Raw genomic sequence first — 14,802 nt, forward strand, 5'->3', positions numbered from 1 at the left:
AACACAAAAGCACACCAATCACCGACATAAGCAGGAGACTATAGCCCCTCCTTACGCCAGAATCAGCGCACTACTATCTTCTTAGACCAGTCCTTACACTTGACAATGTAGTAGCCTTGCGGCAAGTCAACCGTAACTGACTCGGCGACATCTATCGACTTAACCATCTGCCCGGTTATAGAGTAGATGTTGAAATGATGGACTTCTCCGTCAGTAACAGTAAGTTCAATACCCTGCGGCACTGCTTTCATCAAGGGAGCGGAAGTGGTCACGGAAGATGCAAAGTCATCATCGACGGGCTGCGCGAAAGGAATCGCCGGCATTACCAATGCCATGCAAGCCACAATAGCCAATGTCATGATTTTTTTCTTCATATCCACAATTCCGGTATTAACTATCTACAAAGATAAAACTTTTTTATTAAATCAGCAAATCTTACACAATAATTCTTCAATTTATCAGTTGCAGATAATTGTGTAAAAGGGAGGAAACAATCCGAAGCTTTCATCAATATCCCTGCCGGTCGGTTGCGACATCAGCCTTATGATTTCCTCGCGTGTATGGTAGACATTGTTTATCTCCATTGTTATCCGCAAGGCTTCCTGGCTGAGAGAGTGCATTTTCTCATGAACAGGACTCCCGGCAGGGATAAGCCTGCCGGAGTCCATAGTCCTGATAAATTCTTATGTTGTCATAGCTCAATCGTTTTTCGGCATCTGTGTATTGAAAAATGCTGCAATCTGATTCATCGGGATTTTTTCAAGATTATCATAGAGGTCACAATGGGTTGCATCGGCGACAATCAGAAGCTCCTTATTGTCACCATGCAACAGCTTGAATGTATCCTCCCCGAAATATCGCGAGTGAGCATTCTCTCCATGCACAATCATCACCGCATTGTCAAGTTCGCCGGCATATTCAAAAAACCGGAAATTCATAAACGGCAATGCTGATGTCACATTCCATCCATCGGTGGAATTGCCGGAACGCTCATGATAACCACGCGGTGTCTTATAATAGGCATGGTAATCCTTTACAAACCGGGGTGCATCGTCGGGAAGCGGGTCAACGACACCTCCGGCACGCTGATACCTGCCATTCCGGTAATCCTCGGTGCGCTGTGCAGCCAGAGCGGCACGAGAGGCATTGCGCTTCTCCTTTGAATTATCGGCATCAAAATAACCGTTTGCAGTAACACGGGTCATATCATACATAGTGGAGGCGACAGTAGCCTTTATCCTCGGGTCATTGATTGCAGCCTGGATAGCGATACCACCCCACCCGCATATACCCAAGATGCCGATGCGGTCGGCATCAACCTGCGGATGAACCGACAGGAAATCCACTGCGGCTGAAAAATCCTCGACATTAATGTCGGGCGATGCTACACGGCGCGGCTCACCCCCGCTCTCCCCCGTGAAAGACGGGTCGAAGGCTATCGTAAGAAAACCGCGTTCTGCAAGCTGCTGGGCATACAGACCCGAGCTTTGCTCCTTGACAGCGCCAAAAGGTCCGCTGACAGCAATCGCGGGCAGCTTGCCTTCCGCCCCTGCAGGCACATACATGTCAGCAACAAGAGTTATGCCATAGCGGTTGACAAAAGTCACCTTGCCATGATTCACTTTGTCACTTTTAGGAAAAGTCTTGTCCCACTCCTGCCCGAGGGCAAGTTTTTCAATCGGGGCAACAGTTGTGTTTGTGTTCAAATTATTCATATCCTGAGATTTTGTTATTAGTATTCCTAAGACTAATAGTGTAATTAAACCGGCATATCTTTTCATATTGTCAATTTTTCTTCGGATGCAAAGTTAACCGGTTCACCGTCCAATCTCATACCTCAATTAAGGTAATACAAACCATAATTGCGGAGATGTATATATATGCCTCAAATTTTTCTTATTTTTGCAACATGAAACATGACACCATAACAGTAAAGCTCGACTCCATAGATGCTTACAACAAGCTTTATGGACTGAAAACCCTTCACCCTTTGGTGACAGTGATAAACCTTACCGAGGCAACCCGTATAGTAAATCATATTCAGGTGGATTACGGTGTGTATGCCCTGTTTCTTAAAAATGGAGTAAGCTGCTCCTTGAAATATGGCAGACAGACCTATGATTATCAGGAAGGAACTGTGGTAAGTTTTTCTCCGGGACAAATCATAGGTGTGGAAAACGAAACCGACGAACTGGCACCTGATGTCATCGGTCTGATGTTTCATCCCGACCTCATCTATAAGACGGCACTTGCCGCAAAAATCAAAAATTACGGCTTCTTTGACTATTCTCAACGCGAGGCGTTACACCTGTCAGCCGATGAAAGGGCGCTGTTTATAGAGTGTCTTGACCATATAAAGGCAGAGATTGAGCATCCGGTGGACAAGCACACAGCGGAGATTGTGGCAAGCCATATCCAGGTACTCCTCGATTACATGACTCGCTTCTATGAACGACAGTTCATAACACGCCGCAAAGTCAATTCCGACATGCTGACCAAATTTGAGAAAGCGCTAAAGGAATATTATGTTGCGGGACATGGCAAAAATGGCATACCGACAGTAAACCACTTTGCAGAAACAGTCAATCTCACCCCGGGATATTTCGGCGACCTTGTAAAGAAAGAGACCGGCAAAACCGCCCAGGAGATTATCTCGCTCCGGATAATAGAGTTTGCCAAAGAGCGACTGTCCAACAGCAATGACGACATTAACCTCATCGCCTATGACCTCGGATTTCAATATCCGCAACATTTCTCCCGCATGTTCAAGCGCATCACCGGTGTAAGCCCTTCCCAATACAGGGCGGGACAAAACCCGCCTGCCATGTAATACCCCGTTACACAACAATCGTAAACGCGGTTTATTGAATGAATCGGGCGTTTGGCTGAATATTTTATTTACGGAAAGTGTTTTTTTGCTATTTTTGTCATTATTCATAAAAACCTAAAGTCTGATGGCAAAAAATCGCAGCCGCACAACCGAAACGACAGTCTATCTTGTATTATGGCTCATAGCCATAGGCATGTATCTGCTTGATGCCATGCGCAATAGGGCTCAACTGTCAGAGCCTCTCGTAGACATTAATGTAATCAGGGCAATACTGCACACATTCGTGCCCTTTCTTTTGTTGTTCCTTATCAACAACAATATACTGATACCACGACTGTTGCTTAGAAACAAGATACTACCCTACTTTCTCTGCACGGCAGTCACAATAATATGTATATGGGTCTACCAGTTTTTCGACTTCACCCATGCAGTAGAGACCATGCCCAAAGGGATGCATCCACAGCCTCATCCCCACATGCGCCCGCTTCTGCCGCTTCCTTTGCTGATGGACTTCACCTACGCATTGCTTGTCGTAGGGTGCAATCTGTCTATCGCACTGATGTTCCAGCGATTTGACGACAAGCTGGAGAAAGAGAGCCTCATGAAAGCAAATGCCGAAAACCAGCTCGCATATCTGAAAGCACAGATCAATCCTCATTTCTACATGAACATGCTCAACAACATCCACGGGATGATTGAGATAAACCCGGAAAAAGCGCAGTCGATGGTAATAGACCTCTCCCATCTTATGCGCTACATGCTCTACGAGAGTTCCAAGCCCGAGATTCCCCTCTCGGAAGAAATCGCATTTCTCAGCAATTACATGAACCTCATGAGACTGCGTTTCCCGGAAAATCTTGTGACAGTGACCGCTGAATTTCCTGACAGTCAAGAAATATCGGGCATAAACTTGCCGCCACTTCTTTTCCTTGTATTCATCGAAAACGCTTTCAAGCATGGCATAAGCTATCAGGAAGCATCATTCATAGCCGTCAACATCAGTGTTACCGCCGACTCGATTCACTTCAGCTGCATGAACAGCAACCATGCCAAAACGACAGAGAATATCGAACATATCGGAATCGGGCTTAAAAATGTAAGACAGCGTCTTTCCATAATATATGGCGACAGCTCGTCGCTTGAACTAAACGAGACAGCATCCACATATACAATCAATCTCACAATCCCCACACAATGTCACTCAAAACACTCATAATCGACGACGAACCGATAGCTCTTGAAAAGCTGAAAAGCTACGTGGAGAAGACCCCGTCGCTGCTGCTTGCCGGAGCATGTGGCAACGGTATCGAAGCTGCCGCCTTTCTCTCTGCCGATAAGCCCGATCTCATAATCACCGACATCAACATGCCCGACCTTAACGGAATGGACTTTGTTAAAACTCTGTCAGACGCTCCGATGATAATATTTACCACCGCCTATCCGCAATACGCGGTGGAAAGCTACAAAGTGTCGGCTGTCGACTATATCCTGAAGCCATACGGATATGTCGAGTTCACGAAAGCTGTCAACAAGGCACTGGAGCTACATGCCGCCAAAAATGCATGCCGTCCACAGGCGTCACATCCCGAATTGTCCGACTCCCTGTTTGTAAAGACCGACTACCGCTATGTACGTGTGTCGCTATCCGACATCCGATTCATAAAAGGCTATGGCGAGTATCTGCAAATTTACACCACCGACAAGAGCACCCCTATAGTGACACTGAGTTCATTTGCGGCAATAAAGGAGCGTCTTCCCGAAAACTTCCTCCAAGTCCACCGCTCTTACATCATTAACATGAACCAAGTGGAGCAGATTGAGCGTAACCGAGTGGTGATGGATGCGGAAAACTATATACCTGTAGGCGACAGTTATAAGCTGACATTCCTTGACTACCTTAATTCCCATGCAGTAGGCAAAGCCGCCAAATAGACGGGAGCGTGCAGATTCGTTGAACGATAAGGGTGATTGGTTGAAGTTATTTCATCAATCACCTTTTATTATTTAATATTGCACCATGATTAACAACCCGAAATTATTTGCAATGAAGAATTACGTAATTCCCTTGATGCTTTGTCTTGTCCCGACAGTGGGTGTCTCACAGACATGGACCTACTCCGACTGCGTGGAATATGCACGGGAACATAACATCTCACTTCAGAAATCACGATTGAACGAGGAGACTGCGGAGTACAATCTCGAGGAGGCAAAAGCTCAGTGGCAGCCATCACTTGACTTTGCCACATCCCATTCATTTTCCAATTATCCCTGGAACGAGGGAACCAACAATTCCTACAACAGTTCCTACGGTCTTAACGCGGGATGGACAGTATGGAACGGCGGTCAACGTGAAAACAGCATAAAGCAAAACAAGCTCATCACTGAAATAAACCGCCTGACTACAGGCGAACTCATGCGCAGCCTTGAAACCGACCTCCTGCAAGTGTACATGAACATCCTTTATGCCAAGGAGGCAATAGCCATTTATGAGGAGGCAGTAAAGGTAAGTCAGGCACAGAGTGACCGCGCAAGACAGCTTATGGATGCCGGTAAACTGTCGAGAGTAGACTATGCCCAGCTAAACGCACAATATGAACAAGACCGTTACTCGCTGGTAAATGCACAAAGCACATACGACACCAGGCGCATGGAGCTAAAACAGTTGCTTGAACTCGGAATTGACTCCGACATCACCCTCGCCGATGTCGAATGGACCACCGAGCAAGTGCTCGCATCACTTCCGCCGCTTGCCGAAAGCTATCAGCTCGCACTTGACACCGACCTGCGCCTGCAGGCACTCGAAATCGGCAAGGAATCATCGGAACTCGATGTAGCCATCGCCAAAGCGGGACGCTTGCCCAAAATATCGCTCAACGCAGGCGTCGGCACCGGCTATATCGCACCCGGGAAGGCATTTGGCACTTCAATGAAACAAAGCTGGAACGAATCAATCGGACTCACTCTGTCAATACCTATCGCCGACAATAAAAAGACAAAGACGGCTGTGGCAAGAGCACGTGTCGCACAACTCGACGCCCAGCTTGACATCAACCAGCGCCACTCCGACATAGCCACGCTCATTGAAAACTGGTATATCGACACCCGCTCGGCACAATCCAGATTTTCAGCCGCACAGACACAGCTCGAATCAGCACAGTTAAGCGACGAACTTACCAACGAACGCTTCAATCTCGGCTACGTGAACACAGTCGAGCTGATGACTTCCCACAAGGCATACATCGAGGCACGCCACTCCTTGCTTCAATCCAAATACATGGCGATGCTCGGACTGAAAATGATTGAATTTTACCGTAATTCAACCGTGGCTCTTCCGTAGACAAATTAAATAATAACCACATCTCACACAGATATGACAAAAAGTATAATTCACGTTTTTGCCGCGTCATCCTTATTGATATTGGCGGCATGTGACAAAAAGCCTGTGACAACTCTTGACACCGCCAAGGCTGAACCCGGAGAACTTACTGAAACAGTGACAGCTACCGGCACAATCGAATCAGTAACGCAGGTCGATGTCGGCACCCAGGTCACCGGCATAATCGACAAGCTCTATGCCGACTATAATTCAGTCGTCACTAAAGGTCAGCTGATTGCGGAAATAGAGAAGACGCTCCTGGAGAGTGACCTTAAAAGCGCGGAAGCCAATGTAGAATCGGCACGTCTCACCTACGAGTACAACCTTACCAACTACAACAGAGACAAGGCTCTTCATGACAAGAAACTGATAAGTGACTACGAGTTCCAGACCACGACCAAAGATCTTGAAGTGTCGAAAACCGCCTACGACAAGGCAAAAGCCGACAAGGTGCGCGCGGCAAAAAATCTCAATTATGCCGAAATTTATTCGCCTATCGACGGCATCGTGATCTCACGTGAAGTAGAGGTAGGACAGACAGTCGTGTCCAACATGAATGTAGCCAACCTTTATACTATCGCCGACCTTGACAACATGCAGGTGATAGGCAACGTAGATGAAGCTGATATAGGTCAGGTAAAAGTAGGTCAGTCTGTCACATTCTCAGTAGACGCCTATTCCGACGAGCTGTTTGAAGGACACGTGACCCAGGTGCGTCTAAACCCGACGACTGAAAGCAACGTGGTCACATATGAAGTAGTCGTTGCCGCACCCAATCCTGAACACAAGCTCATTCCCGGACTCACGGCAAATCTCACAATATATGTATTGAGAGAAGAAAATGTATTGTTGCTCCCTACCAAGGCATTCACTTTCGAGCCTATGCCGACCGACGACGACAAACTGCCTCAACCGCAGGGTTCGGCTGACAATCTAACCCTTGGGAAAGACCAGAAATGCGTCTGGGTTGTCAACAATGGCAAACTCATCCCTACCGTAGTAACCACAGGAGCATCCAACGGCATCAAGACCCGGATAACAGGAGGGCTTGCCGCAGGTGCGACCGTCGCTCTTGATTACACCACAACCATGCCTGCCGACAACAACAGTCAGCAAGGCGAACAAAGCCCGTTTGCCCCACAGCCTCCCGGTCGAAACAAAAAGAAGTAACAGTGATGTCAGAGAAGAAAGAAATTATACGCATAGAGAATCTCCGCCGCGAATTTATAGTGGGCGGAGAAAAGGTAAAGGCATTGCGCGGAGTCTCGTTTACTATCCGTGAAGGTGAATTTGTGACCATAATGGGTACATCAGGCTCCGGCAAGTCAACCCTGCTCAATCTTCTTGGATGTCTCGACACTCCTACGTCAGGGGAATATCTGCTTGACGGAATGTCGGTGCAGTCAATGTCAAAAAACCGCAGAGCCATGACCCGAAACCGCAAAATCGGTTTTGTCTTCCAGAATTATAACCTGCTGCCCAAAACCACGGCAATAGAAAATGTCGAACTGCCATTGCTCTATAACCCCGAAGTCAATGCCGCCGAGCGCCGCAAGCGCGCCATTGACGCGCTAAACGCGGTAGGTCTCGGCGAGCGGCTTAACCACAAGAGCAATCAGATGTCGGGCGGTCAGCAACAGCGTGTGGCTATAGCCAGAGCGCTTGTCAACGACCCGGTGATAATACTCGCCGATGAAGCGACAGGCAACCTTGACACACGCACATCGTTCAGCATATTGATGCTCTTTCAGGAGCTCCATGCCAAAGGCCGCACAATTATATTCGTGACCCATAATCCGGAACTTGCCGAATATTCATCGCGCAACATTGTGCTCCGCGACGGCAAGATTATATCTGACACGATTAATGAATCGCCCGCGTCGGCACGTGAGGCTTTTGAAAATCTACCCAAAGACAACGATTGACGATGAATGTAACCAACCTCCTTAAAATAGCGCTGAAGGCACTAAACAACAATAAGCTGCGCTGCTTCTTGACTATGCTCGGCATCATAATCGGAGTAGCATCAGTCATAACGATGCTTGCCATAGGACAGGGGTCCAAAAACAGTATCAAGGAGCAGATTTCAGAGATGGGCTCCAACATGATAATGATCCATCCCGGCAACATGCAGCGCGGCGGTGTGCGCCAAAGTGCCGATGACATGCAGACTCTTGAAGTAGCCGATTACGAGGCTCTGAAGGAATTGCCCGGAGTAGCTGCAGTATCGCCATCGGTCAATTCGGGCGGACAGCTTGTGAACGGCAACAACAACTATCCCTCGTCGATTTATGGCGTTACGCCCGAGTATCTTGACATCCGCAAATTCAAGGTCAAGGACGGCACAATGTTTACCGACCATGACATCAAATCGGCGGCAAAAGTGTGTATACTCGGAAAGACGGTTGTTGAAAATCTTTTTCCAAATGGCGAAGACCCGGTAGGCAGGGTAATCCGGTTCGGAAAAATTCCACTTACTGTCATTGGGGTCCTTGAATCAAAGGGCACCAACTCTATGGGACAGGACCAGGACGATGTGGTAATAGCCCCCTACACCACCGTCATGAAGCGTATTCTTGCCATAGATTACATACAGGGGATTTTCGCAAGTGCGACTGACGAGGCCCATACCGAAGAAACAATCGAGGCGATAACCGACGTGCTGCGCACACGCCACAAGATAAAGGATGATGCCGACAATGACTTCGAGATACGCTCCCAGCAGGAACTGAGCGAGATGATGAACTCTACAAGCGACATGATGACAGTCCTGCTTGCCTGCATAGCCGGAATCTCACTCCTCGTAGGCGGAATCGGCATCATGAACATCATGTATGTTTCGGTCACTGAACGCACTCGGGAAATCGGTCTGCGCATGTCAATCGGAGCCAGAGGCATAGATATACTGTCACAGTTTCTAATCGAGGCCGTAATCATCAGCGTCAGCGGTGGTGTAATCGGTATACTGCTTGGAGTAATTGCCTCATGGCTTGTCAATATAATAGCCCACTGGCCTGTGTACATACAATTGTATTCAGTGATTCTGTCATTTGCCGTGTGTACGATAACCGGAGTATTCTTCGGCTGGTATCCGGCAAAGAAAGCGGCGGGGCTTGACCCTATCGAGGCAATACGCTACGAATAACCGGCTCTCATGTGATTTGATAATAACGCGCCGGCGACTGGAGATTTTACAGTCGCCGGCGTCATTTTTGTCATAATGATTCCTTACAACAGTGATTCACGCTCGGTAATCTCCGCATCGGTCATTGTATAGCTCCCGAGACTGCCCTCCTTAGCCTGGATGCACAGATAGGTCATCGGCTTTTCCGAAGTGCATTTCAGATTGCGGTCACAATTAGTGGAAACTCTTATCACCGACCCTTCCGCTACTTCAAACACGTCGTTGTCGACCTGAAAAAGTCCGCTTCCGGAAAGTATGACATAGTTTTCTTCATTCTCCTTGTGACTGTGAAAAAACGGCACGGCAGCACCCTTTGGAAGCGAGCCAAATGATATTTCACACGATGTGGCGCCGGATGCATCCTTTACAAACTGTTTCCCTTCAAAACCGCAAAGACCACCTACTGAAACATGGGCGAATTTTTCACCCTTCTCAAGAATTTTAATGTCATTCATATCTGCTTGTTTTTTATTTTATATTAACTTTGCAATTGAAAGCCGCTTTCATTTTGATAGCGCAAAATTAAGTCATTTATTTCTCTCTGACAATACGTTACAAAAACGTAAGACACTTACCTTCAAGTAACTATTTTTGATTATGAACAGTTTACCGCTAAAAGAAAATCTAAAAAAATATACAGGCATAGACGCGTGCCCTATCAGAAACATCATTTCACGTTTCTCAGGCAAGTGGTCAATGCTGATACTGTGTGTGCTGGCGGAGAATGAGGCTACCCGATTTAACGAAATCGGTAAAGCCATTCCCGATATATCGCCCAAAGTCCTTACTGAGACTTTGAAAAATCTTGAAGCTGCAGGACTGCTGTCAAGAAGGCTCTATGCCGAAGTGCCGCCACGCGTCGAATACTCATTGACCGACCTTGGTAAAAGCCTTATGCCTCTACTCGGCGCTCTCATTGAATGGGCTATCGAAAACCGCCACTCCATGTCGCCGGAAGAAAAGGAAATATAAACAGATAAGCCGCCTTTTACGCGAAGTCAGTGAGACAGGATAAAGCGTGATGACCGCTCGACCGATTCACGAAATGCCGATGGCTGCCCCGGAACCGTTATAAACAGGTGTACTGTAGACGGGATGACACGATACTCGACTTCGACAGCAAGCTCCTTTAACCGCATGACAAACTCATTGCCCTGGCATTTTAATATGTCATGGTCGGCGGAAATCATCAACACCGGCGGCAACATTGAAAGCAGGTGATCGGCAGCACAAGCCGGCGACACAAGAGGATTATGGACATCGGTCGTATAGGCATCATTAAAGGCAAGCATCAACCCGCTGTCAAGACCGTAACCGCTGCCATATTTCTCCCAACCCGGAGAATTGTCGGCAAACGCCTTGGTCACAGGATAAAACAGCACAATACTGCTGAATGTATCTGCCGGAAAACTCATTGCCGTGGCTATGGCAAGGTTGCCGCCCGAACTGTCACCACCCAATGCCACACTGCTGCAATTCCACTTGCCAAGGCTGTCGATAGCCACTTTGGCGGCATAGATGCAATCGTCAAGACCGGCAGGGAAACCATGCTCTGGAGCAAGACGGTAATTCACGGCAAGCACGGTGACTCCTGAAGAGGCAACTGCGGCACAATAGCGCGAGCAACTGTTTATACTTCCAAAAGTCCATCCTCCTCCATGAAAATAGACAAGCAGAGGCGTGACGACATCCTTATAGCGTGAATCGCGAAACAGCGCAAGAGTGTCATTGATATCAATACGCGACACTCCATCGGGCAGCTCCGGTGGGACGTTTCGTGAATTTCTCACTGCATCAAGCGCCTTGCAGTCACCGGCGATAGCCCTCCTCACCGCCTCTGTCTGAATATTTTGCAGATTCTCAGGCATTGAAGACAAAAAACGTTTCGCCTCATCCCTATATATACTATCATCAACAGCATGTAGTCTTATAAAAAAGCTGAATAGCAAGGATATAATTATAATAGATCGGTTCATGTTACGAATATTCAGTTAAAAGGCAATACCATCACCGGAGATGTCACTGCGACGCGCAACAAAATTAATGAAAATCACCCGATTTTATCTATCTTTGTAACAGGATTAGGACAATAACGACCAAAACAATAAAAATGATACAGATAGGTAAATATAAAATGGGATTTGCGGCTTTTTCAACGCTTATTATTTTTATAGTGCTAAGCCTGTGTGCAATCGTGGCTGCTTTTCACAAAGCGGCACCGGATTACGCGTTACCGCTGCGCGACATCATCTTGATCAACGAGGGTATGGCACTGCTTGCCACTCTGATATATGGCATATTTGCCCACTTCGCCATAGTAATCATCGACAAGATCAGACGCAATAGAATTAATGACAAACAGTCTTAAACGATGAAAGCCCTCACTTATACAGCCCCAGGAAAATTTGAGCTTATAGAAAAACCGATACCCGAGATTGTTGATCCCCGTGACGCGATAGTCAGGGTCTCGCTTTCAAGCATATGCTCGTCAGACCTACATATACTGCACGGTTCCGTTCCGCGTGCCAAGCCTGGGATAACAGTGGGTCACGAAATGACCGGCATCGTAATAAACACCGGCTCAATGGTAAAAGGTGTTGTGCCGGGCGAACGTGTCGCAATAAACGTGGAGACATATTGTGGCAAATGCTTCTTCTGCCGCAACGGATGGGTCAACAACTGTACCGACCCTGACGGTGGCTGGGCGCTCGGATGCCGCATCGACGGCGGTCAAGCTGAGTATGTGCGTGTGCCATATGCCGACAACGGACTTACGCCGATACCTGACAACGTGACCGACGAGCAGTCTCTCTTTGCAGGCGACATTCTCGCTACAGGTTATTGGGCGGCAAAAATATCGGAAATATCGACCGACGACACGGTATTGATTATCGGTGCCGGACCTACAGGGCTATGCACCCTGCAATGTGTCATGCTGTACTCCCCCAAGCATATTGTCGTGTGTGAAACTGACACTGACCGGCGCAGCCTGGTAAAGAATCTTTATCCCGACGTGACAGTAGTCACACCTGACGAATGTAAAGACAAGCTTTACAGCCTCACCGACCGTGGAGGAGCCGACCGCGTTATAGAAGTGGCAGGAAGCGACATCACCTTTGAAATGGCATGGCGACTGGCACGTCCCAACGCAATTGTAACCGTGGTGGCACTCTACGACAGACCTCAGATACTGCCGCTACCGGAAATGTATGGCAAAAACCTCACTTTCAAGACAGGCGGCGTAGACGGGTGTGACTGCCGCGAGATACTCGACCTGATTGCCAAAGGCAAGATAGACACAACGCCGCTGATAACTCATCGCTTCCCTCTTAGCGAAGTCCTGAAAGCCTATGACATGTTCAGCCAAAGACAGGACCACATAATCAAAGCGGCAATATATCCTGACTAAGCACCGGTTTTACTGAGCCGATTAAACTTTCTCTCCATATTTTATGTCTATTATATAATCGGAGCCCTAACAGGAAGCCGACAATAACAAAAAAAGACAACATTATGCGTAAGTTTTTTCTGACAACCGCCTTTGTGGCGATAATCACCGCGACTACGGCAACAACAGCACCAGCAGCAAATGCCTCATTCACTACAGCTGTAGCCATAGCTTCGCCTCACCACCATTGCGAGCCGCCACACCGACATCACGGTTCAAAGGAGTATCGACACCTTATGCGCAAAGCCGAAGAGTGCCGACGGAAAGCGGCATCCTATCGCAGGGAGGCTGAAGAAAAGCTATATAAAGCGGAACACTACAGACACAAGGCAAAAGAATATGTCCACTGGCGTGACTACAAGCGCGCCCACTCAGCCAATGAAAAGGCAGGAAAAGCTATGCACAAATATCATAAGCTTATGCAAAAGGCGGCAGAACAAGACTGCAAAGCAGCGCATTATGAACGAAAAGCCAATTACCGACATTAACCACCGACATCACCCGCAACCAAAACATCACCAAATCGAAGTCCCCGCTCACCGCCTGGGATAATGGCAACGATTGGAAGAAGTTGCGCGCCGATAAGGAGACGAAATGATGCCCCGGTTGTCGCATGTCATCAGTCAATTGTCTGGAGATAAGCCAAGTTTTTTATGCCATTTTCATACGAGGGTGTTGCAGGGTGTTGCAGGGTGTTGCAGGGCTCCACGTTAGGCTATCCTTTCCTTACAAAATATTTTGAAATATCAAAATTTAGTGATAAATTTAAACTAAACGAAACATTATTGATATGACTCCGATGTTAATCATACATTCCGACCCGGATGTGGTGCTGTTTCTGATAGAGACAGTGTTGCTTGTTGTTGCATTTAAGATTCTAATATATGTAGGTTGTGGAATATATTTGATGATTAAATCGTTCCTTAAATCAACATGCAGCTGCATGACAGATCTGTATCAGTGGAGAGAAGAAAGGAGCAGGCTAAAAACACGACTTCGTATAGAATAAGGCAGTCCATCCGGCTGTCTTTTCCCTTACAAAATATTTGGATTTTTCACATAAAAGTGTTAAATTTGAACTGAACATAAATATTATCGACATGACACCCTTGATGACAACATTGCATTACGTGTTCCAATCCGACGGCACTCTGTTGTGGATTATAATACTTATGGGGGCAGCTATATTTGCATTTGCCGCAGTCATAATATGTGTGCGTGCAGTCAAATATATGATTATTGAACTATATGAAGGTATAAAATTCACTATAGAATATTGGCGCGATAAGGATGGTAGGGAAAATGGCATGTATAATTAATAAGCCTATGAACGAAACATATTAATCCTGTTTTAATGAGATTGAAATTAGTATGATTAGTTGTACTAATTAATGTAGCCAGTAGACAATTGAGGCAGACAGACATCTGTGTTTCCCATTGCCATAATAAGATGCAGTGGCAAGACCAAGATCATATTCTGCTTTTAGTCCAAAATGATGCCATTTTGCGTTGATTGCGAATGATAGACCGCCGTCAACCCTATTGCATGGACGATACGAATCACCATTTGCACCGCTGAATGTACGGACTCTTTTCTCATATGGCTGATTAAAAGGGTCCAATCCTGTAACATATGTTACCGGCACACCTTAAATTTGGTCTTCTTTCCGTTAATCCGAAGTGTAACTTTCGGATTAGAGAATTGGGTGACGTGGGGAAAGACGAGTGTTACAGTGGCAACACCATTCTTTACGGTAGCCTTAACCGAAGTCGCCTGATACTCTTGTCCTCCCCATCTTGGAATGAGCTTTACATCGGAAACAGTATATTGCTCTCCGGCTTTGTCGTCTGTAAAGACAATAGTCACCTTGTCATCGTAGTTGTTGAACCCCTGACAGTGTGGCTTGGCATTAGTTGCCAAAGCCATGACAGTCAGAAAGAATACGGTTATCAGAATTCTCATA

The 14,802-nt window shown here is 46.9% G+C and carries 18 protein-coding genes; 12 read left to right on the top strand and 6 right to left on the bottom strand.

Translation table 11 applies throughout. The features are described from left to right. Positions 1–62: 62 nt before the first annotated feature. The 3 genes from E4T81_RS04840 to E4T81_RS04850 all read right to left on the bottom strand — a co-directional run bounded on the left by E4T81_RS04840 (position 63) and on the right by E4T81_RS04850 (position 1,715). Complete coding sequence (locus tag E4T81_RS04840) at positions 63–374, bottom strand: T9SS type A sorting domain-containing protein (RefSeq protein WP_135041964.1); 312 nt, start codon at positions 372–374, stop codon at positions 63–65. An 84-nt stretch (positions 375–458) separates the two neighbouring features. Then, positions 459–668: a hypothetical protein gene (locus tag E4T81_RS04845; protein ID WP_135041966.1), complete on the bottom strand. Its 210-nt coding sequence runs from the start codon at positions 666–668 to the stop codon at positions 459–461. A 30-nt stretch (positions 669–698) separates the two neighbouring features. After that, positions 699–1,715, bottom strand: a complete 1,017-nt coding sequence (locus E4T81_RS04850; protein ID WP_245207012.1) for an alpha/beta hydrolase — start codon at positions 1,713–1,715, stop codon at positions 699–701. A gap of 194 nt (positions 1,716–1,909) precedes the next feature. On the opposite strand from E4T81_RS04850, the gene E4T81_RS04855 reads away from it, so the two are divergent. The 7 genes from E4T81_RS04855 to E4T81_RS04885 all read left to right on the top strand — a co-directional run bounded on the left by E4T81_RS04855 (position 1,910) and on the right by E4T81_RS04885 (position 9,351). Further along, a complete protein-coding gene (locus tag E4T81_RS04855; protein ID WP_135041970.1) occupies positions 1,910–2,830 on the top strand; it encodes an AraC family transcriptional regulator in 921 nt (306 codons plus the stop codon). A 124-nt stretch (positions 2,831–2,954) separates the two neighbouring features. Next, the gene (locus E4T81_RS04860) at positions 2,955–4,046 is read left to right on the top strand and encodes a sensor histidine kinase (RefSeq protein ID WP_135041972.1); all 1,092 of its coding nucleotides are present in this window, start codon (positions 2,955–2,957) and stop codon (positions 4,044–4,046) included. Beyond that, positions 4,025–4,762, top strand: a complete 738-nt coding sequence (locus tag E4T81_RS04865; RefSeq protein ID WP_135041974.1) for a LytTR family DNA-binding domain-containing protein — start codon at positions 4,025–4,027, stop codon at positions 4,760–4,762. Before E4T81_RS04860 ends, E4T81_RS04865 begins: the two co-directional genes overlap by 22 nt. Before the next feature lie 112 nt (positions 4,763–4,874). Beyond that, positions 4,875–6,167 (top strand): TolC family protein, encoded by a 1,293-nt coding sequence (locus E4T81_RS04870; protein WP_167761704.1) that lies wholly within the window; start codon positions 4,875–4,877, stop codon positions 6,165–6,167. A gap of 33 nt (positions 6,168–6,200) precedes the next feature. Continuing rightward, positions 6,201–7,376 (top strand): efflux RND transporter periplasmic adaptor subunit, encoded by a 1,176-nt coding sequence (locus E4T81_RS04875; RefSeq protein ID WP_135041978.1) that lies wholly within the window; start codon positions 6,201–6,203, stop codon positions 7,374–7,376. 5 nt (positions 7,377–7,381) lie between these two features. Next, positions 7,382–8,131, top strand: coding sequence for an ABC transporter ATP-binding protein (locus tag E4T81_RS04880; protein ID WP_135041980.1), 750 nt, complete (start codon positions 7,382–7,384; stop codon positions 8,129–8,131). Between the two features lie 2 nt (positions 8,132–8,133). Beyond that, positions 8,134–9,351 carry an ABC transporter permease gene (locus E4T81_RS04885; RefSeq protein ID WP_135041982.1) on the top strand — a complete coding sequence of 406 codons (1,218 nt, stop codon included), beginning with the start codon at positions 8,134–8,136 and terminating at the stop codon, positions 9,349–9,351. 83 nt (positions 9,352–9,434) lie between these two features. Here E4T81_RS04885 and E4T81_RS04890 read toward each other — a convergent pair whose 3' ends face one another. After that, the gene (locus E4T81_RS04890; protein ID WP_135041984.1) at positions 9,435–9,845 is read right to left on the bottom strand and encodes a cupin domain-containing protein; all 411 of its coding nucleotides are present in this window, start codon (positions 9,843–9,845) and stop codon (positions 9,435–9,437) included. Positions 9,846–9,987: 142 nt separating this feature from the next. Between E4T81_RS04890 and E4T81_RS04895 the strand changes: the two genes are divergently transcribed. Continuing rightward, positions 9,988–10,362, top strand: a complete 375-nt coding sequence (locus E4T81_RS04895; protein ID WP_135041986.1) for a helix-turn-helix domain-containing protein — start codon at positions 9,988–9,990, stop codon at positions 10,360–10,362. Between the two features lie 26 nt (positions 10,363–10,388). Here the strand turns inward: E4T81_RS04895 and E4T81_RS04900 are convergent, their stop codons facing one another. Further along, entirely contained in the window at positions 10,389–11,258 is an 870-nt protein-coding gene (locus E4T81_RS04900) for an alpha/beta hydrolase (protein ID WP_167761707.1), read from the bottom strand. A 242-nt stretch (positions 11,259–11,500) separates the two neighbouring features. On the opposite strand from E4T81_RS04900, the gene E4T81_RS04905 reads away from it, so the two are divergent. From E4T81_RS04905 to E4T81_RS04920, 4 genes are all read left to right on the top strand, one after another. Beyond that, a complete protein-coding gene (locus tag E4T81_RS04905) occupies positions 11,501–11,758 on the top strand; it encodes a hypothetical protein (RefSeq protein WP_135041990.1) in 258 nt (85 codons plus the stop codon). 3 nt (positions 11,759–11,761) lie between these two features. Further along, positions 11,762–12,799, top strand: coding sequence for an alcohol dehydrogenase (locus E4T81_RS04910; RefSeq protein WP_135041992.1), 1,038 nt, complete (start codon positions 11,762–11,764; stop codon positions 12,797–12,799). 104 nt (positions 12,800–12,903) lie between these two features. Continuing rightward, a complete protein-coding gene (locus tag E4T81_RS04915) occupies positions 12,904–13,326 on the top strand; it encodes a hypothetical protein (RefSeq protein WP_135041994.1) in 423 nt (140 codons plus the stop codon). A gap of 612 nt (positions 13,327–13,938) precedes the next feature. Beyond that, entirely contained in the window at positions 13,939–14,157 is a 219-nt protein-coding gene (locus E4T81_RS04920; RefSeq protein ID WP_135041996.1) for a hypothetical protein, read from the top strand. 317 nt (positions 14,158–14,474) lie between these two features. Here the strand turns inward: E4T81_RS04920 and E4T81_RS04925 are convergent, their stop codons facing one another. Continuing rightward, positions 14,475–14,801, bottom strand: coding sequence for a hypothetical protein (locus tag E4T81_RS04925; RefSeq protein WP_135041998.1), 327 nt, complete (start codon positions 14,799–14,801; stop codon positions 14,475–14,477). Between the last annotated feature and the right edge of the window lies 1 nt (position 14,802).

It is taken from the genome of Barnesiella sp. WM24 (genome assembly GCF_004570975.1).
Taxonomy (GTDB): Bacteria; Bacteroidota; Bacteroidia; order Bacteroidales; family Muribaculaceae; genus Muribaculum.